Annotated in this window: 23 protein-coding genes; 5 read left to right on the forward strand and 18 right to left on the reverse strand. The window is 69.3% G+C overall.

Annotated features, from left to right (window positions below; translation table 11 throughout):
• Positions 1 to 3: 3 nt before the first annotated feature.
• The 7 genes from J2P76_RS02910 to J2P76_RS02940 form a co-directional block, all read right to left on the reverse strand.
• On the reverse strand, positions 4 to 336 hold the full coding sequence (locus tag J2P76_RS02910; protein WP_207409093.1) for a cupredoxin domain-containing protein: 333 nt from the start codon (positions 334 to 336) through the stop codon (positions 4 to 6).
• A gap of 23 nt (positions 337 to 359) precedes the next feature.
• Positions 360 to 896 carry an iron transporter gene (locus tag J2P76_RS02915; RefSeq protein ID WP_207404351.1) on the reverse strand — a complete coding sequence of 179 codons (537 nt, stop codon included), beginning with the start codon at positions 894 to 896 and terminating at the stop codon, positions 360 to 362.
• A 166-nt stretch (positions 897 to 1,062) separates the two neighbouring features.
• The gene (gene phaR / locus J2P76_RS02920; protein ID WP_207404352.1) at positions 1,063 to 1,638 is read right to left on the reverse strand and encodes a polyhydroxyalkanoate synthesis repressor PhaR; all 576 of its coding nucleotides are present in this window, start codon (positions 1,636 to 1,638) and stop codon (positions 1,063 to 1,065) included.
• 96 nt (positions 1,639 to 1,734) lie between these two features.
• Positions 1,735 to 2,472 (reverse strand): acetoacetyl-CoA reductase, encoded by a 738-nt coding sequence (gene phbB, locus J2P76_RS02925; protein ID WP_207404354.1) that lies wholly within the window; start codon positions 2,470 to 2,472, stop codon positions 1,735 to 1,737.
• Positions 2,473 to 2,553: 81 nt separating this feature from the next.
• Positions 2,554 to 4,176, reverse strand: coding sequence for a class I poly(R)-hydroxyalkanoic acid synthase (gene phaC, locus J2P76_RS02930; protein WP_207404355.1), 1,623 nt, complete (start codon positions 4,174 to 4,176; stop codon positions 2,554 to 2,556).
• A 181-nt stretch (positions 4,177 to 4,357) separates the two neighbouring features.
• A complete protein-coding gene (gene pgeF / locus J2P76_RS02935; RefSeq protein WP_207404356.1) occupies positions 4,358 to 5,113 on the reverse strand; it encodes a peptidoglycan editing factor PgeF in 756 nt (251 codons plus the stop codon).
• Entirely contained in the window at positions 5,101 to 6,075 is a 975-nt protein-coding gene (locus tag J2P76_RS02940; RefSeq protein ID WP_207404358.1) for an RluA family pseudouridine synthase, read from the reverse strand. Before J2P76_RS02940 ends, pgeF begins: the two co-directional genes overlap by 13 nt.
• Positions 6,076 to 6,129: 54 nt before the next feature.
• On the opposite strand from J2P76_RS02940, the gene J2P76_RS02945 reads away from it, so the two are divergent.
• Positions 6,130 to 6,975 (forward strand): outer membrane protein assembly factor BamD, encoded by an 846-nt coding sequence (locus J2P76_RS02945; protein WP_431603375.1) that lies wholly within the window; start codon positions 6,130 to 6,132, stop codon positions 6,973 to 6,975.
• A gap of 43 nt (positions 6,976 to 7,018) precedes the next feature.
• Here J2P76_RS02945 and J2P76_RS02950 read toward each other — a convergent pair whose 3' ends face one another.
• Positions 7,019 to 9,106: an ATP-dependent DNA helicase gene (locus tag J2P76_RS02950; RefSeq protein ID WP_207404359.1), complete on the reverse strand. Its 2,088-nt coding sequence runs from the start codon at positions 9,104 to 9,106 to the stop codon at positions 7,019 to 7,021.
• A gap of 141 nt (positions 9,107 to 9,247) precedes the next feature.
• On the opposite strand from J2P76_RS02950, the gene tex reads away from it, so the two are divergent.
• Complete coding sequence (gene tex / locus J2P76_RS02955) at positions 9,248 to 11,620, forward strand: RNA-binding transcriptional accessory protein Tex (RefSeq protein WP_207404361.1); 2,373 nt, start codon at positions 9,248 to 9,250, stop codon at positions 11,618 to 11,620.
• Positions 11,621 to 11,840: 220 nt separating this feature from the next.
• The gene (locus J2P76_RS02960; protein WP_207404362.1) at positions 11,841 to 12,311 is read left to right on the forward strand and encodes a BON domain-containing protein; all 471 of its coding nucleotides are present in this window, start codon (positions 11,841 to 11,843) and stop codon (positions 12,309 to 12,311) included.
• A gap of 81 nt (positions 12,312 to 12,392) precedes the next feature.
• On the opposite strand, the gene J2P76_RS02965 is transcribed toward J2P76_RS02960, so the two are convergent.
• The gene (locus J2P76_RS02965; protein WP_207404364.1) at positions 12,393 to 13,106 is read right to left on the reverse strand and encodes a helix-turn-helix domain-containing protein; all 714 of its coding nucleotides are present in this window, start codon (positions 13,104 to 13,106) and stop codon (positions 12,393 to 12,395) included.
• Positions 13,107 to 13,229: 123 nt separating this feature from the next.
• Between J2P76_RS02965 and J2P76_RS02970 the strand changes: the two genes are divergently transcribed.
• A complete protein-coding gene (locus J2P76_RS02970) occupies positions 13,230 to 14,600 on the forward strand; it encodes an MFS transporter (RefSeq protein ID WP_207404366.1) in 1,371 nt (456 codons plus the stop codon).
• Positions 14,601 to 14,811: 211 nt separating this feature from the next.
• Positions 14,812 to 15,318: a hypothetical protein gene (locus tag J2P76_RS02975; RefSeq protein WP_207404367.1), complete on the forward strand. Its 507-nt coding sequence runs from the start codon at positions 14,812 to 14,814 to the stop codon at positions 15,316 to 15,318.
• Positions 15,319 to 15,330: 12 nt separating this feature from the next.
• On the opposite strand, the gene J2P76_RS02980 is transcribed toward J2P76_RS02975, so the two are convergent.
• The 9 genes from J2P76_RS02980 to J2P76_RS03020 all read right to left on the reverse strand — a co-directional run bounded on the left by J2P76_RS02980 (position 15,331) and on the right by J2P76_RS03020 (position 23,852).
• Positions 15,331 to 16,671, reverse strand: coding sequence for a tryptophan--tRNA ligase (locus J2P76_RS02980; RefSeq protein WP_207404369.1), 1,341 nt, complete (start codon positions 16,669 to 16,671; stop codon positions 15,331 to 15,333).
• Positions 16,672 to 16,748: 77 nt separating this feature from the next.
• A complete protein-coding gene (locus J2P76_RS02985) occupies positions 16,749 to 17,603 on the reverse strand; it encodes an amidohydrolase family protein (RefSeq protein WP_242697274.1) in 855 nt (284 codons plus the stop codon).
• 8 nt (positions 17,604 to 17,611) lie between these two features.
• Positions 17,612 to 18,673 (reverse strand): isocitrate/isopropylmalate dehydrogenase family protein, encoded by a 1,062-nt coding sequence (locus tag J2P76_RS02990; RefSeq protein WP_207404371.1) that lies wholly within the window; start codon positions 18,671 to 18,673, stop codon positions 17,612 to 17,614.
• 25 nt (positions 18,674 to 18,698) lie between these two features.
• Positions 18,699 to 19,706, reverse strand: coding sequence for a Bug family tripartite tricarboxylate transporter substrate binding protein (locus tag J2P76_RS02995; protein WP_207404372.1), 1,008 nt, complete (start codon positions 19,704 to 19,706; stop codon positions 18,699 to 18,701).
• Positions 19,707 to 19,727: 21 nt separating this feature from the next.
• Positions 19,728 to 20,696, reverse strand: coding sequence for a tripartite tricarboxylate transporter substrate binding protein (locus J2P76_RS03000; RefSeq protein ID WP_242697275.1), 969 nt, complete (start codon positions 20,694 to 20,696; stop codon positions 19,728 to 19,730).
• 40 nt (positions 20,697 to 20,736) lie between these two features.
• The gene (locus tag J2P76_RS03005) at positions 20,737 to 21,366 is read right to left on the reverse strand and encodes a GntR family transcriptional regulator (protein WP_207404374.1); all 630 of its coding nucleotides are present in this window, start codon (positions 21,364 to 21,366) and stop codon (positions 20,737 to 20,739) included.
• Positions 21,367 to 21,607: 241 nt separating this feature from the next.
• Positions 21,608 to 21,934, reverse strand: a complete 327-nt coding sequence (locus J2P76_RS03010) for a DUF3325 domain-containing protein (protein ID WP_207404375.1) — start codon at positions 21,932 to 21,934, stop codon at positions 21,608 to 21,610.
• Positions 21,931 to 23,550 (reverse strand): PepSY-associated TM helix domain-containing protein, encoded by a 1,620-nt coding sequence (locus tag J2P76_RS03015; RefSeq protein ID WP_207404377.1) that lies wholly within the window; start codon positions 23,548 to 23,550, stop codon positions 21,931 to 21,933. Before J2P76_RS03015 ends, J2P76_RS03010 begins: the two co-directional genes overlap by 4 nt.
• Complete coding sequence (locus tag J2P76_RS03020; protein ID WP_431603376.1) at positions 23,547 to 23,852, reverse strand: DUF3649 domain-containing protein; 306 nt, start codon at positions 23,850 to 23,852, stop codon at positions 23,547 to 23,549. The genes J2P76_RS03015 and J2P76_RS03020 overlap by 4 nt, the downstream gene beginning before the upstream one ends.
• Between the last annotated feature and the right edge of the window lie 20 nt (positions 23,853 to 23,872).

Consider the following 23,872-nt stretch of genomic DNA (forward strand, 5'->3'; position numbering starts at 1 on the left):
GGATCAGTCCTTGGGAAGCACCACCAGCGTGCCGCGCACGTCCTGGTGGAAATCATCGAAGAAGGGATATTCGCCCGGCCGCGAGATGGTGATCACCACGAACGACTTGACGCCGGGGCCCATCACTTTTTCTTTGCGCAGGGGAATGCTTTCGAACTCGACGGGCTCGTTGCTATCGTTGATCAACTCGATCTTGAAGCGCCCGGCCGGCACTTCCAGGCGGGCCGGCTCGAAGGTGCCGTCGGGCTTGAAGGTGAGTGTGAACGTGGGCAGCTCGGCGCGGGCCGCGCCCGGCAGCGCGGCGGACAAGCCGGTGCACAGCGCCAGCGCGGCCAGCCAGGCAAGACGGCGGCGCACGATCAATACCCGCCTTTCTTGCCGGTGCCGGCAAAGACGAATTCATATTCGATATCGAAGGGCTCGAACCACGGGCCCACGCCGGTTTCCTTGTCGACGTGGCGGCCGAAGTGGCTCATCTTGTCGGCCGTGGGCGGCATGACGGTGTACTTGAGCTTGTACTTGCCCGGGCCTTCGAGCTTGACGTTGTCGCCATAGTGCGGGCCATCATTGGCCACCATGGGCATGAACGTGCCTTTCTGCACGTTCTGGCTGCCGACTTTCTGGATCTCGAACTTGACGACCAGGTACGGCACCCATTCACCTTCGGGGAAACCGGTTTTGTTGTCGGCCGTGGCGTGGATGTCGGCCTCGAGGTGCACGTCGGAGTCTTTGGCGGGACGCATCATGCCGGGGGGGTCCATTTCGATGGGCTGCAGATAGACCGCGCCGATTTCCATGCCACCCTTTTGCACCGGCTCGCCGATGGGGTATTCGACCGCCAGGGCGCTGCCCGACAGCGCCAGGCCAGCGGCCAGCGCCAAGACTTTTTTCAACATATGCGGAGCCTCGTTATACAGAATAGGAAAAACGGTTCTCAACTTAAACAAGAACCGTTTTCATTACTGTATCGTGAACAAGCTGACAAGCTCCTGACATATCGCAAACCGCGCTATTTCCCGCGCCGGTCTGCCGCCGTTCTTGCCCCGGGCAGCCGGCGCGGCGCTACTTGCGGCCGCCGCCGCTGCCCTGCGCCCCGCCGCCCGGCGTGAACGGAAAAGTCGAGAACATGGCGCGGGTCTGGTCCTGCATCTGGTCCTGCATCTGCACGAACAGGTTTTTGCTCTGGTCGATATAGTTGTTCATCATGTTCTGCAGCATGGGCGTCTGCACGTTCATGAACTGCGCCCAGGCCTCGGGCCCGAACTGGCTGCCATACAGCCCCTTGGACTGCTCGGCCATGCGCTGCTGGATTTCCATGAAGGCCTGGATGTTCTTTTCCAGGTACGAACCCATGATGCCCTGCATGGCATGGCCGTAGAAGCGGATGATCTGCGACAGCATGTTCGACGAGAACATGGGCATGCCGCCGCTTTCTTCTTCAAGAATGATCTGCAGCAGGATGCTGCGCGTCAGGTCGTCGCCGCTCTTGGCATCGACCACCTGGAACTCTTCGCTGGCCAGCACCAGTTGCTTGACGTCGGCCAAGGTAATGTAGGTGCTGGTCTGCGTATCGTACAGACGGCGATTGGGGTACTTTTTGATCAGGCGTAGGCTGGCGCCGGGTTGTGCTTGCGTCATTGGTTGTCCCCGAGATCGGGCGATCTCTTTTAACTTTGAAGTATTCCAAGTGTAAGCCGGAAAGGCTGCCTGGCGCCTTCCCGGCCGGCGGGCGAATCAGCCCATGTGCAGGCCGCCGTTAAGCGAGAAGTCGGCGCCCGTGGCAAAACCCGATTCATCCGAAGACAGCCACGATGTAATCGAAGCGATTTCCTCGGGGGTGCCCAGGCGGCGCACCGGAATCGTGGCAACGATTTTCTCCAGCACGTCGGGCCGGATGGCGCGCACCATGTCGGTACCAATATACCCGGGCGACACGGTGTTCACCGTGACGCCCTTGCTGGCCACTTCCTGCGCCAGCGCCATGGTAAAGCCATGGATGCCGGCCTTGGCGGTGGAATAGTTGGTCTGCCCGAACTGGCCCTTCTGCCCATTGACCGAACTGATGTTGACGATGCGGCCCCACTGGCGTTCGACCATGCCGTCGATAACCTGCTTGGTCACGTTGAACAGGCTGTTCAGGTTGGTGTCGATCACCGCGCGCCAGTCGTCGGCCGACATCTTGCGGAACAGGCCGTCGCGGGTGATGCCGGCGTTGTTGACCAGCACATCGACCGGCCCCAGGTCGCGCGTAACGCGCTCGAACGCCGCCACGGTGGAATCCCAGTCGGACACATTGCCCACCGACGCATAGAAGGTGTAGCCCTGCGCCGCCTGCTCGTCGATCCATTGCTGGTAATTGCGGCTGGGACCGCAGCCGGCCACCACGCGAAAACCGTCTTTGGCAAGCCGGCGGCAGATCGCCGTGCCGATGCCGCCCATGCCGCCCGTAACGTATGCCAGTTTCCCGCTCATGTCCCTTCCTCCTGCGCGCTGGGCGCCTAAATGACTGCGTACTGCTGCGTACTGCCTGCCGGGCCGGCCCGCGAAGGCCGTTCAGGTTGCCCGAACTTTCACATAACTGCCCGGCGCCGGCTGCAGCGGGCGGTGGCGCGCATTGCCCGGGCGCTGGGGCGCCTTGCGGCGCGCGCCGGCATGGCCGGCCAGCCAGCCCGACCAGTCGGGCCACCAGCTGCCCGGGCGTTCCTGCGCCTGCTCCAGCCAGGCGCCCGGGTCGCCCGGCAGCGCGGCGGCGTCGCTGGCCCAATAGCTGCGCTTGCCGGCGGCCGGCGGATTGATGACGCCCGCGATGTGTCCGGACGCCCCCAGCACGAACCGCTGCGGCCCGCGCAGCAATTGCGTGGAGGCATAGGCCGAAGTCCAGGGCACGATGTGGTCGTCGCGCGAGCCGTACAGGTAGGCCGGCATGTCCAGGCGCGTAAGGTCCAGCCCCAGGCCGGCCGCCTGCGCGCGCCCCGGCACCTTGAGATTGTTCTCGAGGTAGGTGTTGCGGAAATACCAGGTGAAAAAAGGCCCGGGCAGGTTGGTGCTGTCGCCGTTCCAGAACAGCAGGTCGAAGGCCGGCGGCGTCTGGCCTTTCAGGTAGTTGCCCACCACGTAGTTCCAGACCAGCTCGTTGGGCCGCAGGAACGAGAACGTGGTGGCCAGGTCGCGCGCGGGCATCAGCCCGCCCTGCCCCAGCTGGCGGTCGCGCATCAGCGCGTGGGCCTCGTCGACGAATACCTGCAGCACGCCGGTGTCGTGGAAATCGAGCAGCACCGTCAGCAGCGTGAGCGAGGCGGCCGGACGCTGGCCGCGCGCCTGCGCCAGCGCCAGGGCCGACGCCAGCATGGTGCCGCCCACGCAGAATCCCAGTGCGTTGACCTGCGGCTGGCCGGAGATATCGCTGGCGACCTCCAGCGCCTTGAGCACGGCCTCGTCCAGGTATTGCGACCAGGTGGCGGTGTCGGCGCCGTCGTTGTCGGACGCCAGCGGGTTGCGCCACGACACCATGAATACCGTATGGCCCTGTTCGACCGCATAGCGCACCAGCGAATTGGCCGGCTGCAGGTCCAGGATGTAGTACTTGTTGATATTGGGCGGCACGATCACCAGCGGCCGCTCGTATACGGTATCGGTTTGCGGCGAGTACTGGATCAGCTGGAACAGCCGGTTCTGGAAGACGACGTGCCCGGGCGTGGTGGCCACGTTGCGGCCGATCTCGAACTGGCTTTCGTCGGTCTGGCTGATGCGCCCCTTGCGCAGATCGTTGGCCAGGTTGGCCAGCCCGTCGGTAAGCGCGCGCCCGGCCGTGTCGATGGCGGCCTGCTGGGCGTCGGGGTTGAACGCCAGGAAGTTGGACGGCGACAGCGCATCGACCCACTGCATGACGGAAAAGCGCAGCCGGTTGCGCAGCGCCTCGCTGACTTGCGCGGCATCAACCATGCGCGACAGCGCGCGGGCCGACAACAGGTAGGCGTGCGCCAGCAACGTGTGCTGGCTGCTGGCTGCCCAGGCCTGGCTGCGAAAGCGCCGGTCGGCGGGCGCGGCCAGCACGCCGCGCCGGGATTCATCGCAGACACGCAGCCAGTCGCGCGAGAACTCGGCCTGGATGTCTGCCAGGGCGTCCGGCGCCACGCTGACCGGAACGGGCCATGCAGAAGAAAGAGGGGCGTTCACTTCGACACCATATTATGGTCGGGTGCGGGCGACGACTGCGAGCTCGGACCCGGCGTTGATCACTGCGCGGACAGCCCGATGGTGCATGGCGGCATAGGGACTGTCAATGCGGGTATACAAGGATACCCGGCCGGCATGACGCAACGCTGGCGGGCCGATGCGGCGGTGCCGCGCAACGGCCCTATTCGCGCCAGGCCAGCAGGGCCATGCGGCCCGTGACGCCGTCGCGCCGGTACGAGAAAAAACGCGCCGGGTCGGACACGGTGCACAGGCCGCAGGCCTGCGCGTCTTGCACGCCGGCACGCCGCAGCCGCAGCAGCGCCAGGGCCGGCAGGTCGGCCAGCCATTTGCCCGCCAGCCCGGGACGCGGCGCGAAATGGGCCAGGGCCTGGGGCCCCAGGGCCGCAAAGGCCTCGCGCACGTCGGCGCCGACCTCGAACGCCTCCGGCCCGATTCCGGGCCCCACCCAGGCGCGCCAGCCGCGCGCATGGGGCGCCTTGGCGCGCAGGCGCTCGAGCGTGCGCTCGAGCACGCCGCCGGCCAGGCCGCGCCAGCCGGCATGGGCCGCGCCGACCACGGTGCCGTCCAGGTCGGCCATGACCACCGGCAGGCAATCGGCCACCATGATGGCCAGCACCCGTCCCGGCGCCGCGGTGACGCTGGCATCGGCGGCGGGCTCGTCGGGCAGCGCGCCGTCGGCATCGACTACGTCGGCGCCGTGCACCTGGCGCAGCCACAGGGGCTCGGACGGCGCCGCGGCGCGCACGCGCCGGCGGTTTTCCAGCACGGTGCCGGGCTGGTCGCCGGCCCGCAGGCCGAGGTTGAGCGTGTCGTGCGGGGCCACCCCGGCGCCGCCGCCGCGCGTGGTGCAGAAATAGCGCACGCCCGGCCATTGCGGGCCGGTAATGACGGGCAGGCCGTGGATTACGGATTCCATTGCAGGGCTTCCTGTACCTGGCGCATGTCGTCGGGCGGATCGGCGCGGAAAGCGGCCGCTCCGCCACCGCCCGGGTCGTCGAAATGCAGGGCGCGCGCGTGCAGCATCTGGCGCGTGGCGCCGGCCGTGGGCCGCCCGCCGTACAGCGTGTCGGCCAGCAGGGGATGGCCCAGGCTGGCCAGGTGCACGCGGATCTGGTGGGTGCGGCCGGTTTCCAGGCGGCAGGCCACTTCGGTCACCGGCCCGCCTGGCGCGCGGCCCTGGCGCAGCGGCGCATAATGGGTAATGGCGGGCTTGGGCGCGATGGGGCGCTCGACGCTCATGCGCACCGGCACGCGCGCATCGCGGCCGATGGGGCGGTCGACCTTGCCGGCGGCGGGCATCCAGCCATGCGCCAGCGCAATGTATTCGCGGCCCATGCTGCGCGCCTGCAGCTGGCGCACCAGGTGGGTCTGGGCCAGTTCGTTGCGGGCCACCACCATCAGGCCCGAGGTGTCTTTGTCGAGCCGGTGCACGATGCCCGCGCGGGCCACGCGGGCCAGTTCGGGATAGCGGTGCAGCAGGCCATTGAGCAGGGTGCCATGCCAGTTGCCGGCGCCGGGGTGGGTAACCAGCCCGGCGGGCTTGTCGACCACGATCCAGTCGGGGCTTTCGGCCACCACCGAGAAATCCACCGGCTCGGGGGTGAAGGCCAGGCTTTCGGGGGCCGGCTGTTCCCAGACGGCCAGCACATCGCCGGGGCCCACCACCTGGCGCACCTTGGCCGGCGCGCCATTGACCTGCACCCAGCCGGCCTCGATCCAGCCCTGCAGGCGGCTGCGGGAATGCCCGTCGAGCAGGGCGGCCAGGACTTTATCGAGGCGGTCGGCGCGCGTGCCCGCGGGCACGGTGATGAACTGGGGTTCGTCATCCGCCGCGAAGCCGGTGCCGGCATCGGCAACGGGGGCGTCTGTATGGGACATGAAGACAGATCATATAATTCAGCGTGCCATCCTAACACCAAGGACACCCATCTCGTGATTTTCCGCCCTGCCGCCCCCTTGAAACGCCCTCGCCGCGGATGGCCCCTGCGCGCGGCCGTCGTGCTGTCTGTTGCCCTGGCCGCCGCGGGCTGCAGCGGAACTGACACAAAATATGACAAGACCGCCGGCTGGAGCGCCGAGCAGCTGTACGCCGACGCCAAGGCGGAAACCGCGGCGGGCGCCTGGAGCGAAGCGCGCGAACGCCTTACCGCCATCGAAAGCCGCTATCCGTTCGGCGTGTATGCCCAGCAGGCCCTGATCGACCTGGCCTACGTCAACTGGAAAGACGGCGAAAACGAACAGGCGCTGGCCGCCATCGACCGCTTCCAGCAGATGTACCCGAACCACCCGGGCACCGATTACGTGCTGTACCTGAAGGGCCTGATCAACTTCACGCCGGCCAGCGCCTTCATGAGCAACCTCACCGGCCAGGATCCGGCCGAGCGCGACCCCAAGGGCCTGCGCGCGTCGTACGACGCGTTCAACGAACTGATCAAGCGCTATCCGGCCAGCAAGTACACGCCCGACGCCGAAAAACGCGTCACGTGGCTGGTCAATGCCATCGCCATGAACGAAGTGTACGTAGCGCGCTACTACTACGAACGCGGCGCCTATGTGGCCGCGGCCAACCGCGCCCAGACGGTGATCACCGACTTCGAAGGCGTGCCCGCGGCCGAAGAGGCTCTGGTGATCATGGTGGCCTCGTACAACAAGCTGGGCATGACCGACCTGAAGAACGATGCCGAGCGCGTGCTGAAAACCAACTACCCCGACAGCACCATGACCGAGCAGACGCTGCTTACGGACAAAAGCTGGTGGAACCCGTTCTCGTGGAAATAATCCATCGCATGCATCGTGCCGCCTCCGGGCGGCACGATGCATTTCAGCCGGCCTCTTGCTGGCGCCGGGCGTAGAACGCCAGCACCTCGTTCAGGTCGCGGGTGCGCGAAAACGGCGGCAGCCCGCGCCACAGGCGCTTGCCGTAGGGTTTTTCGACCAGCCTGGCATCGCCCACCATCAGCACGCCCCAGTCGCTTTCGGTGCGGATCAGCCGGCCCGCGCCCTGCTTCAGCGAAATCGCGGCCTCGGGCAGCTGGTATTCGGCGAACGGGTTGCCGCCGCGCACCCTGCAGGCCCGCAGGCGCGCCTCGATGACGGGGTCGTCGGGCGGCGCGAACGGCAGCTTGTCGATCGCCACCAGCGTCAGCACATCGCCCGGCAGGTCGATGCCTTCCCAGAAACTCGCGCTGCCCACCAGCACCGGATGGTCGAGCTTGCAGAAACGTTCGAGCAGATCGCGCCGCGTGGCGTCGCCCTGCTTGAGCAGCGGCCATTCGTGGCCCTGGTCGTCGAAGGCGTCGGCCAGCAGGCCGGCCACGCGGTCGACGGCGCGCAAGGTGGTGCACAGCACCAGCGCCCCGCCGGGGCTGGCCTCGAGCAGCGGCATCAGCGTCTGCACGAAGCGCTCGGCAAAACGCGGCGACTGCGGCTCGGGCATATCGCGCGGCACGAACAGCAGGCCCTGGCCGGTGTAGTCGAAGGGCGATTCCCAGCGCCCGGTGCGCGCATCGTCCAGCCCCAGCTGGCTGGTGTAATGCTTGAAATCGCCATGCACCGACAAGGTGGCGGAAGTCAGAATCCACGCCTGGCCCGGCTTGCGGAACCGCGAGAACGCCTGCGCCACCGACAGGGGCGCCGAATGCAGCCGCACGTGATGCTGGCCGTGCTCGACCCAGCGCACCGCGGGGCCGGTGTAATCGGTAGCCGCCGCCAGGCCCTGCAGCACCGCCTGGGGCACGGCGAGGCCGTCGTCGGCGGGCTGCGTCAGGGCGTGGGTATCGCGGCCCCAGCCCTCGTCGTCTTGTGTGGCGGCCCCGTCGCGGGCGGGCAGGGCCCAGCGCGCCAGGCGCAATGAAATCTCGGCCCCGCCGCGCGCGGCCGCCGCCAGGTCGGGGTGCTTTTCGGCCACCGCGCCCAGCGTCCGCGTGGCCGCGTCGACGGCCTGGCGCAGCGCCGCCAGCGCGGCATCGAACTGCGCCGCGTCGGGCATGGCCTCGAACGTGGCCTTGCGCCCGGGCAGCTGGTCCAGCGGCGCGCAGGCCAGGCGCAGTTCGCGCGCGGCGGTCTCGACCTGCCGGCTGACCTCGCTCCATTTGGCGGCTTCGCGCGCGTAGGCCAGGCCGGCGGCTTCGAGCGCGCGGCCGAAATCCAGCAGCTGGTGGGTGGATACGCTGCTGCCCAGAAAGCGCGTGGCGGTATCGGGCAGCTGGTGGGCTTCGTCGAAGATCACCGTGTCGGCCTCGGGCAGCAGGTCGGTGACGCCCTCTTCGCGCAGCACCAGGTCGGCCATGAACAGTGCATGGTTCACCACCACCACGTCGGCCTCCTGGGCCTGCCGGCGCGCCTTCAGCACGAAACAGTCGCGGATGCGCGGACAGTCCTGCCCCAGGCAGTTCTCGCGGGTGGACGTGACCCGCTGCCAGATGTCGGCGTCTTCGGGAATCTTGCCCAGGTCGGCGCGGTCGCCCGTCTTGGAAATACCGGCGAACACCTGGATCTGCCGCAGCTGCGATATTTCAGTGCGCGACTTGAGCGCGCGCTCGTCGCCCTGCAGGCGGTCGAGGTGATAGTGGCACACGTAGTTGGCGCGCCCCTTGAGCAGGGCGGCGGTCACCGGCGCGGCCAGCGCCGCACGCACGCGCGGCAGGTCGCGCGCGTAGAGCTGGTCTTGCAGCGTGCGCGTGCCGGTCGAGATGACCACCTTGCCGCCCGCCACGAAAGCCGGCACCAGGTATGCCCAGGTCTTGCCGATGCCGGTGCCGGCCTCGGCCACCAGCGTGGCGCGGTCGGTGATGGCGCGGCCGATGGCCTGTGCCAGTTCGACCTGGGCCGGCCGCGGCGTGTAGCCCGGCAGCGCCGCGGCCAGCGGGCCTTCGGCGGCGAAAAATTCGGAAATATCCAGGTCCAGCATCAAGGGGGCAGGCGGTGAAGTGGCCCAAATGATACTCCGGACGCCCGGCCCCGCCATGCCTAAAATAGCGCAGCGCCGGATGGACCGGCGCCGCCTTGTGGCAAAATCCGCCCCTTGTTTTCCCTTTGTCGCCGTATCCAGATGCCTGACACTTCCGCCTCCACGAGCACTGCGCCCAGCGTCGACCACGCCCGCATCCTTGCCCAGCTTGCCACCGAGCTCGGCAGCCGCCCGTCGCAAGTGGCCGCCGCCGTCGAACTGCTCGACGACGGCGCCACGGTGCCGTTCATTGCGCGCTACCGCAAAGAAGCCACCGGCGGGCTCGACGACACCGTGCTGCGCAACCTGGAAGTCCGCCTGGGCTACCTGCGCGAACTCGAAGAACGGCGCGGCGCGATCCTCGAATCGATCACGCAGCAAGGCAAGCTGACGCCCGAGCTGCAACAGGAAATTGCCACGGCCGACACCAAGCAGCGCCTGGAAGACTTGTACGCGCCGTACAAGCCCAAGCGCCGCACTCGCGCGCAGATTGCCCGCGAAGCCGGGCTGGAGCCCCTGGCCGACGCCATCCTGGCCGACCCGGCCTGCGATCCGGCCGCCGTGGCCGCGCAGTACCTGAACCCCGAAGCCTCGATCAACGATGCCAAGGCCGCGCTGGATGGCGCGCGCGACATCCTGGCCGAACGCTACGCGGAAAACGCCGACCTGCTGGCCGACATGCGCGAGCACCTGTGGTCCACCGGCCTGCTGTATTCCAAGGTGGCCGAAGGCAAGGAAGCCGAAGGCGCCAATTTCCGCGACTGGTTCGATTTCAACGAGCCGCTGCGCACCCTGCCCTCGCACCGCATTCTGGCGCTGCTGCGCGGACGCCAGCAGGGCGTGCTGGAACTGCGCCTGGGCCTGGAAGCCGAACTCGAAGCCCAGACGCCGCATCCGTGCGTGGCGCGCATCGCCGGCTTCCTGAAACTGGGCAGCGGCCTGTTCGCCCTGGACGCCGCGCCGCGCGCGCGCTGGCTGGGCGAAGTGTGCCGCTGGACCTGGCGCGTGAAACTGCTGACGGCGTTCGAAAGCGAACTGATCGGCCGCCTGCGCGAAAGCGGCGAAGCCGAGGCCATCCGCGTATTCGCCGCCAACCTGAAAGACCTGCTGCTGGCCGCGCCGGCCGGCCCCAAGGCCGTGCTGGGCCTGGATCCGGGCATCCGCACCGGCTGCAAGGTGGCGGTCATCGACCGCACCGGCAAGGTGGTCGACACCGCCACCGTGTACCCGTTCGAGCCGCGCCGCGACCGCGAAGGCACCATCGCCACGCTGGCCGCGCTGGCGGCGCGCCACCAGGTCGAGCTGATCGCCATCGGCAACGGCACGGCCTCGCGCGAAAGCGAAAAGCTGGTGGGCGACATGATGAGCCAGTTCCCCGACCTGAAACTCACCCGTGTCGTGGTGTCCGAAGCCGGCGCATCGGTGTATTCGGCCTCCGAGACCGCCGCGCTGGAATTCCCCGACCTCGACGTCACGCTGCGCGGCGCCGTGTCGATTGCCCGCCGCCTGCAGGACCCGCTGGCCGAACTGGTCAAGATCGATCCCAAGGCCATCGGCGTGGGGCAGTACCAGCACGACGTCAACCAGCGCGAACTGGCGCGCTCGCTCGACGCCGTGGTGGAAGACTGCGTGAACGCCGTGGGCGTGGATGTGAACACCGCTTCGGCGGCGCTGCTGGCGCGCGTGTCGGGCCTGAATTCGCTGCTGGCCAAGAACATTGTTTCGTGGCGCGACGAAAACGGCGCCTTTGCTACGCGCGATCTGCTGCGCAAGGTGCCGCGCTTTGGCGAAAAGGCCTTCGAGCAGGCGGCCGGCTTCCTGCGCATTCCCAATGGCGCAAACCCGCTGGATGCCTCGGCGGTGCACCCTGAAGCCTACCCGGTGGTGGAGCGCATCGTCGCCAAGATCAAGGCCGACGTGCAGCAGATCATCGGCCAGCGCGAGGCGCTGAAAGGCGTGTCTCCGGCCGACTTCACCGATGAGCGTTTCGGCCTGCCCACGGTGCGCGACATTTTTGCCGAACTCGAAAAACCCGGCCGCGACCCGCGCCCCGAGTTCAAGACGGCGCAGTTCAAAGACGGCGTGGAAACGCTCAACGACCTGTACCCCGGCATGGTGCTCGAAGGCGTGGTCACCAACGTGGCCAATTTCGGGGCCTTTGTCGATATCGGCGTGCACCAGGACGGCCTGGTGCACATTTCGGCGCTGGCGGAAAAGTTCGTCAAAGACCCGCGCGACGTGGTGCGCGTGGGGCAGACGGTAACGGTCAAGGTGCTGGAAGTGGATGCGGCGCGCAAGCGCGTGGCGCTGACCATGCGGCTGAACGACACGGCGCAGCCCGCGCGCCGCGGCGGCGGCGATGCCCCGCGCGGCGCGGCCCGCCCGGCCGGCCGCCGCCCGCAGGCCGATGCCGGCCGCGGCGCCGAGCCGCGCAACAGCGCCATGGCCGACGCCTTCGCCCGCCTCAAGCGCTGAACCGCATGTCCTGCAGGTGTCTGACTCCCGCAGGGTGTCGGACACCGTACGACTGAGACGGCTGCGGCTTACTGCGGTGTCAGGCACCTGGCGGAGCCTGACACCTGGGCTATGTCACCCGCCTGGCCCAGGCCGGGCACGCCGCTTGCGCAGCGCGACACTGCCGGCCGCCCCTGCATGGGCGCGGCCGCTTTGACAGCCTGACTCGCGGAGGACACCAGTGACTATCCTGAATCGCCTTGCCACGCTGGCGCTGGGCGCCACGGCCATGTACTACTTCGATCCGCAGATGGGACGCCGCCGCCGCGCCCTGCTGTGCGACAAACTCGGCGCGCTGCGCAATGACGCGGCCGACTGCCTGCTGTCCGAGGGCAAGCAGGCCGCCGACCAGGTGCGCGGCTGGACAGCCGGCGCCCGCCACGGATTGGGCCTGGACGAGCCGCCCTCCAGCGACCGCCAGCTGACCGAACGGGTGCGCGCGCAATTGGGCCGCCTGGTCAGCCATCCCGGGGCGGTCACCGTGGCCGCCACCGCGGGCGACATCACCCTGGACGGCCATATCCTGGCGGCCGAGCACGGCGCCCTGCTGGCGGCCGTGGCCGCCATGGCGGGCGTGCAGCGTGTGGACGACCGCCTGCAGGTGCACGAAAGCGCCGGCAACACGCCGGAACTGCAGGGCGGGAAACCGTAATTCCCCACGCATCGCCGCCCGCCTCGCGGCGCCCCTGCCGCAAAACTTGCGCCGGCCGGTAGAAGTTGCGGCCGGGCCGCGCTATGCCGCCAGCGGCAGGGCCGGCGGTCTGATGCCCAACTGCCTGTCCAGCCATTCCCAGCCGCGCGGCGTGACGCGGATCGCGCGCGAGCGGGGATCCCGGCGCAGCCATTCCTGTTCGCACATCACGGCCAGCAAAGCCACGCCCAGCGGGCCCGCCAGATGGTGGCGCCGTTCGGTGCAGTCCAGGCACTGGCGCGCCAGCCCGCGCCGCGTGGGAACCAGCGCGTCCACGTCGAGGCCGATGCCGGCAAACCAGGCGGCGCCGGCTTCTGTCACATCGAACTGTTTGTCGGGCGCGGCCGCCAGGTAGCCTTGTTCCTGCAGCGCCTGGGTCACCGCCACCCCCAACTGCCCCGCCAGATGGTCGTAGCAGCGCCGGCAGAAACGGAATTCGCGCGCCTGCGGGCTCAGCGCCGGACGGCGCGCGGCCTGCGCCTCGGGCTGGATCACCGCCAGGCCTTCGAGCATCTGGGCGATGTGCGCGCCCGCCAGGCGGTAATAGCGATGGCGCCCTTCGGTTTCCACGTCGAGCAGGCCGCCTTCCAGCATCTTGGCCAAGTGTGCGCTGGCCGTCTGCGCCGTCACGCCCGCGGCGCGCGCCAGTTCGCCGGCCGGCAGCGCGCGGCCGTCGAGCAGCGCCGCCAGCATCGCGGCACGCGCGTGATCGGCCAACAAAAAAGCGGTGGCGGCAAAGCCGGGCTGGTAAGTCATGCGGCGCTCCCTGTCATGGCCTGGACTCTACCGGCATGTTAGCGCCGCACGCTTCGATAGCGGACGAAACATCGCGCACCGGGCGGCCCCCACAATGTCTCCGACGCAACAGGAAATGTATCCATGACAGAAGAACTGCTGGCCGCGCGCCCGGCGCCGACAGTACCGCGCCGCCAGGGGCTGGCGCTGGCCGCCCTGTGCCTGGCGGTGCTGGTGGCGCAGGTCGACACGGCGGTGGTCAACCTGGCCACGCGCGCCATCGGCCTGCACTTCCATGCCGGCGTGCGGGCGTTGCAGTGGGTCATCGACAGCTACAACCTTACCTATGCCGCCCTGCTGCTCACCGGCGGCCTGCTGGCCGACCTGTGGGGGCGGCGCCGCGTCTTCCTGCTGGGCGCGGGCGTCTTCAGCGCGGCATCGCTGGGCTGCGCGCTGGCGCCGTCGGTAGCGGCGCTGGTGGCCGCGCGGGCCTGCGCCGGCCTGGGCGCCGCGCTGCTGATCCCCGCGTCGCTGGCCCTGATCCGGGTAGGCTGGCCGGACCCCGCCGCGCGCGGCCGCGTGCTGGGCATCTGGGCCGCCTGCAACGGCCTGGCGCTGGCCGTCGGCCCCACGCTGGGCGGCCTGCTGATGCAAGGCTACGGGTGGCGCGGCATCTTCCTGGCCGTGATCCCGCTCGGCCTGGCCGCCATGGCGCTGGCCTGGCGCGCCCTGCCGGAATCGGCCGACCCGCGCGGGCGCCGCTGGGACCCGGGCGCGCAGGCGCTGGGGGCTGCGGCGCTGGCCGCGCTGGCCCTGGCGGGCATTGAAATCCATGCGGCCCCCGGGCTGGCCATGGTCGCGGGCGCGGCGGCGGCAACGGCCATCGCCGGATTCATCCGCATCGAAAGACGCGCCGGTCCGGCGGCGCTGGTGCCGCTGCAACTGTTCCGCCCGGCGGCCTTCCGCGGCGCGCTGGGCGCCACCGCCGCCATGACATTCGGCATGTACGGCGCCCTGTTCCTGCTGCCCCTTGCCTGGCAGGACAGCGGGCGCTTCACCGCCGTGCAGGCCGGCGTGGCGCTGATGCCGATGGCGCTGGTGTTTGTCCTGGTGTCGCCCTGGTCGGGCGCACTGGGCCGCCGCGCCATGATGGCCGGCGGCGTGGCGGTCATCGGCACGGGCCTGTGGCTGATCGGCCTGGGCGCGGCCCCGGCCCGGCTGGCGCCGGCCATGGCCGGCCTGGCATTGACCGGCCTGGGCATGGGGCTGGCCACCGGCCCGCTGATGGACTGCGCCGTAAGCGCCGTGCCGGCCATTCGCGCCGGCACGGCCAGCGCCCTGGTCAATGTGGCGCGCATGGTGGGCGCCACACTGGGAGTGGCGCTGTCCGGATCGCTGTATGCACTGGCGGGCGGCGGGGTGGACGGGCTGCGGCTGGCCATGCTGGCCGGCGGCACGGTGCAACTGGCCGCGGCCGCGGCCGCCTGGCGCATGACACGCCAGGATACGGGTTAATCCCTAAGCGCGCTGCCACAAAAAACACGAGCGCAGTGCGATAAATTAAGGGAAAATATCAAGTTGTATCAAAACAATAAAAACGGATTTCCCTGCCCCCCAGGGCATCCGCTTGTGGATGAAAACCGTGGTTCTGGCGATGGGCGCACGCGTCGGTCACGTCATGCCGTTTTCCCCCGACTGCGCCGTCCCTGCCGGAGATTCTTTCGCCATGCGAAGCACTACCCTTGCGCTCGCCGCCAACGCGACGCAGACCCTCAACGACCAGAACGTCAGCCCCACAGCGGCGTATGGCGACGTCACGCTGGGCCAGTATGCGCACTTGATCCTGGATGGCGTGCACGTGTCGTTCAAGCAGATCACCCTCGAACGCCTGGGCTCGCGCGTGATCGAACTGGCCAATGGCGCCAGCCTGCACGTGGGCGCGCTGGGCTTTGCCAGCATGGGCGCCAGCATCGTCTATCGCATCGGTGCGCAGTGCTCGATAGTGTTCGACGCCAGCCAGTGGGATCCGGAAGTGGTGGCCAATACGACCTTTGAATTCGCCAGCCAGGGCAGCGGAACGCTGAAGTACTTTCCGTTCATCAACCCGGAATGGCTGGATTGCCCGAACGTCACCGGCTACGCCGAAGGCGACACGCTGGAAATTGCCGGCCAGGGCAATATTCCCCGCTTTCAGGTGCAGGACGGCCGCATCGTGGCGGCCGGCGTGCGCTAGCCGCGCGGCGGCTCAGCCCGCCAGCGAGGCCAGCGCCTGGCGCGCCTGCGTCAGTAGCGCGTCGCGCTGCGCCGCGTCGGCGGCCTGGGGGCCTTGCGCCACGGCTTCGCCGTCCAGCACGGCCGCATAGGCCAGGCCATCGGCCTGCAGGAAGTCTTGCCCGCCCTGCGCCTGCAGGCGCTGCAGCAAGGCGCCGGCTTCCTTCGGATTGGCGAAGCCGCGCGAGCGCAGCAGTTCCTGGCCGTCGGCGCCCAGCAGGCGGAAACGGAATGTGCCGTCGTCGTCGCGGAAGCTGACGAAGCGCGCGGCCTTGCCGCCCTTCTTGGCCGCTGCCTTGGCCGGCGCCGCGGCGGCGCGCAGACCCACCGCCTGGCGCAGTTCTTCCATGAACGGAACGGCCAGCTTGCGCGCCTTTTTCGCGCCCGCCTGCAGGATGTCTTCGATGCGCCCCGGGTTGGCCATCAGTTCCTGGTAGCGTTCGCGCATTGGCGCGAGATCGCGCTCGAGGCGGTCGCACAGGGCCTGCTTGGCGTCGCCCCAGCCCATGCCGCCCTCGAGCTGCGCGCGGAACGCCGCCGACTCGGCGGGCGTGGCGAACGCGCGGTAGATGGTATACAGGTGCGAAGCCTCGGCATCCTTGGGCTCGCCCGGCTGGCGCGAATCGGTCACGATGCGCATCACCGCGGCGCGCAGCGCGGCGGCGCCGCCCTCGAACAGCGGGATGGTGTTGTTGTAGCTCTTGGACATCTTGCGCCCGTCCAGGCCCGGCAGGGTGGCCACTTCTTCTTCGATGACCACTTCGGGCAGCACGAAATAGTCGCGCCCGTACAGATGATTGAAGCGCTGCGCGATGTCGCGGGCCATTTCCAGGTGCTGGATCTGGTCGCGGCCCACCGGCACCTTGTGCGCGTTGAACATCAGGATGTCGGCGGCCATCAGGATCGGGTACGAGAACAGGCCCATGTTGATGCCGTCATCGGGATCGACGCCCTTGGCAGTGTTCTGGTCCACCGAAGCCTTGTAGGCATGCGCCCGGTTCATCAGGCCCTTGGCGGTCACGCAGGTCAGCAGCCAGCACAGCTCGGGAATCTCGGGAATGTCCGATTGCCGGTAGAAGGTGACGCGTTCGGGGTCCAGCCCGCCCGCCAGCCAGGTGGCGGCGATCTCGAGCCGCGAGCGCGCCACGCGGGCCGGATCGTCGCACTTGATCAGCGCATGGTAATCGGCCATGAAATAGAACGCGTCGGTGCCGGACTGCGTGCTGGCGGTAATGGCCGGGCGGATGGCGCCGGCGTAGTTGCCAAGATGGGGGGTGCCGGACGTGGTGATGCCGGTAAGGACGCGGGTACTCATGGACGGGGGCGACAGCGGTTTGCGGAGAAGTCCGCAGTGTAGCGCGTCGCCGCGCGGCGGGCGCCCGGCCGCCGTGCCTAGAACCCGTACAGGCGGGCCGGATTATCGACCAGCACGCGCGCGCGCACGGCCTCGGGCAGCCAGGCGCCGATGCCCTGGGCCAGCCGCCCGCTGCCCACCGTCCGGTAGGCGCTGGTCTCGTGGGCGGCCCTGCCCGGCTCGCGGTTGGTGTGCGGCCAGTCGCTGGCCCACAGAATGCGCTCGGGATTGCTGCCGATGAAGGCCGCCGCCAGCGCGGCCACCGCCTCGGGCGCCGCGCCCGGCGCATCGATGCGATACGGCGCCGACAACTTCACGTAGGCCGCGCCCCGCGCCACCAGGCTCAGCACGGTTTGCACGCGCGGATCCCGCGGCGCCGCGCCGGCCGGAATCATGGCGAAATGGTCCAGCACCACCGGTACCGGCAGGCCCGCCAGCGCCGGCGCGGCCGCGGCAATGGCGTCCAGCGAAGCATAGACCTGCAAGTGCCAGCCCAGCGGCGCCAGCCGCCGGCCCCAGGCGTCCAGTTCATCGCGGATCGACTGCGCATCGCTCAGGCCCGCGCTCTCCAGATTGATGCGCAGCCCCCGCACGCCCTGCGCATGCAGCGCCTGCAGCATGGCCGCCGGCGCCGCGGCATCCAGCACGGCCACGCCGCGGCCCGCGCCATCCAGCGCGCGCAGCCCGTCGAGCAGGCAGCGGTTGTCGGTGCCGTACACACTGGGCTGCACGATCACCGCGCGCTGCAACCCCAGGCCCGCCATGTGGCGCCGCAAGTCCTGCGGCGTGGCCGGGCCCGGCGTGTAGTGGCGGCCGGCCGCCATCGGGTAGCGGGCCGGGTCGCCGATGACGTGCACGTGGCAGTCGCAGGCCCCGGCGGGCAAGGCGGGCATGGACATGCTCAGGCCGCCTGCAAATGCGCCAGAACGGCCTGGCCGGCCGCGCGCGTGCCCAGGCTGCCGCCCACGTCGCGCGTGCACTGGCCGGCCTCGATGGTGGCGGCAATGGCCCGCTCGATGGCCGCGCCGGCATCCAGGAACTTGCGCCCGCCCTTGCGCTGGCCGTACCAGTTCAGCAGCATGGCGGCCGACAGCAATTGCGAAGCCGGGTTGGCGATGTCCTGGCCCGCGATGTCGGGCGCCGAGCCGTGCGCGGCCTGCCCCATGGCATGATCGCGCCCGGCATTCAGCGAGCCGCCCAGGCCCAGGCTGCCCGACAGTTCCGCGGTCAGGTCCGACAGGATGTCGCCGAACATGTTGGTGGTGACGATCACGTCGTAGCGATCGGGCGCGCGCACCACGTGCGCCATCATCGCGTCCACGATGACTTCGTCGATGCGCACCTCGGGAAATTCCTTGCCCACCTGGTGGCACATGTCGATGAACATGCCGTCGCCCAGTTTCAGCACGTTGGCCTTGTGCACCACGGTGACGTGCTTCTTGCGCGTCATCGCCAGTTCAAAGGCCGAACGCGCGATGCGCTCGCAGCATTGGCGGGTGATGCGGCGCAGCGACACCACCACGTCCGGGGTGATCAGCATCTCGCTGCCGCCCGATTCGATGTTGCGGTCGGCGTAGAAGCCCTCGGTGTTCTCGCGCACCACCACCAGGTCGAACTCGCCCAGGCGCGCCGGCATGCCGCGGTACGTGCGGGCCGGGCGGATATTGGCGTACAGGTCGAGGTTCTTGCGGAAATACTTGGACGGGTTGATCTCGCCCTTGGCCTCGTCCTTGAAATCGTAGGTGGCCATCGGCCCCAGCATCAGGCCGTCGGCCGCGCGGACTTTTTCCAGCAGCGCCGGCGTGACGGTGGCGCCGTGCCGCTTCAGGCTGTCGTGGCCGGCCAGGTCGTGGTCGAGCTGCAGGCCCAGCCCGAAACGCTGCGATACCGCCTGCAGCGCGTCGACCGCCACGGCCATGGTTTCGGGGCCGATGCCGTCACCCGGCAAAACTACTATCTTCATGGACATACCTCGAGAGTCAAAGACATTAACCTTCTGCGCGCACGCCGGTCGCCTCGACCAGGCGGCGGTATTTGTCGGCCTCGCTGCGCACGAAAGCCGCGAACTCGTCAGGCGAATTCTGCCGCACCGCAGTGCCGTCGGCCTCGAAGCGCGCATGGATCGCCGGGTCGGCCAGTATCGCGTTGATTTCCCGGTTGAGCCGCTGCACGATGGGCGCCGGCGTGCCGGCCGGCACGAAATAGCCGCCCCACAGGCTGAACTGGAATCCGGGCGCGACCCGTTCGGCCACGGTGGGCACTTCGGCCAGCGCGGCTACGCGCTGCGGCGTGGACACGGCCAGCGCCTTGAGCTTGCCCGCCGAAATATGCGGCATGGCCGCCGAGGCGCTGGAAAAAAAGAAATCCACATGCCCGCCCAGCAGGTCGGTCATGGCCTGGCCGGCCCCCTTGTACGGCACATGCACCATGCGCGCCCGGGTGGCCAGCGCCAGCGCGGCGGCCGCCAGGTGGCCGGGCGTGGCGGTGCCAGACGAGGCATAAGTGATGTTGTCGGGCCGGGCCCGCGCGGCCTCGACCAGCGCCGCCACATCCGCGTACGGCGATGCGGCGGGCACCACCAGCACCAGCGGGGAATCGCCCACCAGCGCCACGGCCGTGAAATCATGCTGCGGGTCGTAGCCCAGGTTGCGCATCACGAACGGATTGACCGCCATCTCGCCCGTCTGGCCCAGCAGCAAGTGGTAGCCGTCGGGCTCGGCGCGCGCCACCTGGCGGGTGCCCACCGTGCCCGACGCGCCGGGCCGGTTCTCGACCACCACGGTCTGTTTCAATGCCGCGCCCAACCGGTCGCCCAGCAGGCGCGCGAACACATCGCCCTGCCCGCCCGGCGCATACGGCACGGTGACGATCAGCGGATGCGCGGGATAGGCGTCCTGCGCCAGGGCGGCGCGGCCGCAGGCCGCCAGCAGCGTCGCGGCGCCGGCGCCGGCCAGCAGGCGGCGGCGCGCCGGCTGAGGATAAAAAGAATCGGACATGATCAGTCTCCAGAACGCGCTTCAATCGAGCCGGATGCCCGACTGCCGCACCACGCCGCGCCACAGCGCCAGCTCGACCGACAGGGCGCGGCCGAAATCTTCGGGCTTGCCGGGATACAGGGTGGCGCCTTCGTTGGTCAGGCGCCGGCGCACCAGGTCGTCCGCCGCGGCGGCGTTGACGGCCTGGTTCAATTGCCGCACCACCTGCGGCGGCGTGCCGGCCGGCGCCAGAACGCCCCACCAGGTCGAGATGTCGAAATCGGGCACGCCGGCTTCGGCCATGGTGGGCGTGTCGGGAAACAGCGGCGAGCGCTGCTGGCTGGTGACCGCCAGCAGCTGCACGCGGCCTTCTTTCACCTGGCCCAGCATGGTGGGCACGGTGGCGAAGAACACCTGCACGCGGCCGGCCAGCAAATCCACGGTGGCCGGGCCGCTGCCCTTGTAGGGCACGTGCGTCATCTGCACCTGCGTCTTCTGCTTGAACAGCTCGCCCGACAGGTGGTTGATGCTGCCCGCGCCGGCCGAGCAGAAGTTGATCTCGTCGGGCTGGCTGGCCGCCCGCTTGCGCAGCTCGGCCACCGATTTCACGCCCAGGTCCTTGTTGGTCACCACCAGCAGCGGGCCGCGGCCGATCAGGGCCACGGGCGCGAACGATTTCTCGACATCGTAAGTGGCCGAGGCCTGCGCGGCCGCGTTGGTCACGAAGGTGGAGGTGGCGAACAGCAGCGTATAGCCGTCGGGCGCGGCATGCGCCACCAGGTTGGCGCCGATCGAACCGCCACCCCCGCCGTGGTTTTCGACCACCACGGGCTGGCCCAGCCGCTCGCTGAGCGTGCGCGCCATGTCGCGCGCGATGCTGTCGGTGCCGCCGCCCGCGGCGAACGGCACCACCAGCTTGACGGGTTTGTCGGGAAAGGCCTGCGCGCAGGCCAGCGCCGGCAGCATGCATGCCGCCAGTACACAGCGGCGGATGCTCTTCAGGTAATGCATGGCGGGTTGTCTCCTGGGTAATAACTGGATGGATCGCGGTTCAGCGCTGGCGCAGCATCTTCAGCCGTTCCAGCAAAGCCTGGTGGATGTGCCGGCGCGCCGCTTCGGCGGCCCGCCCGGGATCGCGGCTGCGGATGGCCGCCGCGATATCGGCATGCTCTTGCATGGCCGCCTTGGCGCGCGCCTTCGAACTGAGGGTGCTGCGCCCCAGCAGATAGGTGGTGTCGGTCAGGGAACGCAGCAGGCGGATCAGGTGGCGGTTGTGGGCCGCGCTGTAGATGGCGTCGTGAAAGCGCAGGTTCAGCGCCACGGGATCGCTGCCGCCCTCTTGCAGGATGGCCTGCATATTGGCGATCTCGGCATCGGTGGCATGCCGCGCGGCCAGGGCCGCGGCGGCCGACTCCAGCACTTCGCGCATGGCGTACAGCTCGCCGACCTCTTGCTGGTCCATGGTGGTGACCACCAGGCCGCGGCCGGGCTCCTGGCGCAGCAGGCCTTCGTCCTGGATGCGCTTGAGGGCTTCGCGCACAGGGGTGCGGCCCAGTTCGAGCAGAGCCGCCACCTCGATTTCGCGCAGGCGGGCGCCCGGCGCGAATTCGCCGGAAAAGATGCGGCGCTTGATCTCGTTATAGGCGGCGTAGGCTTGCGAACTTTGCTGGGGAATGGGCATGGGAAGCGCTTTGTATGTGTTGATATATTTTTGCATACAAAAAATAGCACGACAAGAAAGCCCGCCAATAAGGCGAAGATCAGCTGCTGTCGGCTAGTACCGCCGGGTGCCTGGCTCCGCAGGCGCCAGACACCGTGCTGTCGAGACAGCCGACGCATACCTCGGTATCTGACACCCTGCGGGAGTCAGACACCTGCCCGCGGGGTCTGCACCTCGGCCTGCGCCGGTCCAGGCAGCGGCCTTACATCCAGGCCAGCACGGGCGCAGCCGCGGCGCAGAGGCCGCCGATGGCCAGGGCCGGGCCCGGGCGGTAGCTGACGAACCAGATCAGCAGCAGGCCCGCCAGGGTCAGGATGCCGATCCATTCGACGGTGCCGTAGCGCCACCCCCACACTGCCGCGCAGGCCCACAGCGACAGGGCCAGCGCGGCCCAGCCGAATGCGCGCAGGGGCGCGCGGTGGCGGCGCGGCAGGGCCCGCTCGAAAACGGCTTCGTAGTGGCGGTCCATGCCCAGGCACAAAGCGGCGAAGCCGGCGTAGGCCAGGCAGAAGGCGGCGGTGCTCATCATGGGTTCACCTCGGTTTCCAGGGCCGCCGCGGGCCGCGCCGGCCGTGCCGGCTGCCGCACGGATTGCGCGCGCGGCTTGCGGGACTTGTGCGCCATCCAGGCCAGCAAGGCGCCCGAAGCCAGCGCGGTCAGGTCGAAGCCGGCCATGACCCAATCGCCCGCGGGCAGCGACACGCCCAGGTGGCGCTGGGTAGTCAGCGCGTTCAGTACCGGCAGGGCCAGCGCCATGCCGGAGGCCACCGCCAGCAGGTCGGGCCACATGCGCGCGCGGAACAGGAACGCATACGCGAACGCCAGGCCCCATGCGATGAAGAAGGCGCGGGTTTCCCAGGCGGCGCGGCCGGCCAGTTCGGCGGGCAACAGCCGGTTGGCCCAGAAATAGACGGCCAGGGCCACGCACAGGCCGGCGATGGCGCCCGCGTTCAGCGCGTCGACCAGCCGCAGCGAGAACGCCTGCTGCGCGGCCGCGCCGGCCTTCTGGCGGCGCTTGGCCACCCACAGCGCCAGCCCGGTGCCCACCATCGCGGTGCCGGCCAGGCTGACCAGGAAATACAGCCAGCGCAGCATCGGCTCGGCGAACAGGCCCAGGTGCAGGCCGATGATGGTGCCGGCCGTCACCATGGCCGCGCTGTCGGCGTCATGGCGCGCCAGCAGCCTGCCATCGGTCCCGTCAAAGCGCAGGCTGGGCGCGGCGCGCCCATAGGTGATGCGCTCATCGGGGGCGCGGCTCACCGACACCACCGCGCCCGACTTGCCGGGATTGGCCACCACCAGGCGGCCGGCGCGGCCGCCCTGCCACTCGGCCTGGGCCTGCTCGACCACCTGCCCCAGCGGCACCAGCGGCGCGGCATCCTTGCCCGCCGGGGCCGGGGCAAAGGCCGGGAACATGTCGTTGGTGAACTGGCGCGGGTTGTCGTAGGCCGCCGAGATGCCGGCCGGCAGCAGCATGGCCATGAAGATCACCAGCCCGCTGAAAGTGATCATCAGATGAAACGGCAGACCCAGCACCGACAGCGCGTTATGGCCGTCCATCCAGGCCCGCTGGCCGCCCTTGCCGGGCCTGAAAGTAAAGAAATCGGCGAAGATCTTCTTGTGCGTGATCACCCCGCTGATGATGGCAACCAGCATGAACATGCCGGCGATGCAGGCCAGCCAGCGCCCCCACGGAAAGCCCATTTCCAGCTCGAAGTGAAAGCGGTACAGGAAGTCTCCGCCGCGTGTCTCGCGCGCCTTCAGTTCCTGCCCCGTGGCGGGGTCCAGCTTCACGCGCTTGAAGCCCCGCTCGCCCGGCGCGGGCTTGGGCACCTGGTACAGCACGCTCAGCAGCGGCTCGCGCGCGCTGGGCAGGCCGATGAACCAGCGCGTCGCGTCGGGCGCGTGCTGCGCCAGGTAGCGCTGGGCCACGCCGGCCGCCTGCGCGGCCGGCATGCCGGCCTGGCGCGACGGCATCTCGGGCTGCATCCAGTGGGTGATCTCGGGGCGGAAAAACGCCAGCGTGCCGGTCAGGAACATGGCGAACAGCAGCCAGCCGAACACCAGCCCGGCCCACGTGTGCAGCCACGACATCGCCTGCCGCAGGCCTTCGCCGTGCGCCGGCTTCGGTTGCGGCGGCCTCATGCCATCCCCGCCGAGCGGCCCAGCCAGCACAGCGCCGCCAGCAGGACCGCGGGCATCAGCATGCCGGCCCAGGCGCGCCAGGCGTTGCGGGTGGCGAACACCCAGGTAACGCCGATGGCATAAACCACAAAGGCCGACAGCATGCCGGTGACCACGGCATCGGGCCGCGCCAGCGGCAGCCACACGGCCAGGCAGGCCGCAGTGGCCGACGCCAGGGCATAGCCGCCCAGCGCGGCCGCGCCCACGCGCGAGGCCACGGCCCATCGATAACGCGCCAGACTGGCGCCGGGAACAGGTTTCACGGGGTGCTCGATGCTGCGAA

This window comes from Bordetella petrii (assembly GCF_017356245.1).
Classification (GTDB): Bacteria; Pseudomonadota; Gammaproteobacteria; order Burkholderiales; family Burkholderiaceae_B; genus Bordetella_A; species Bordetella_A petrii_D.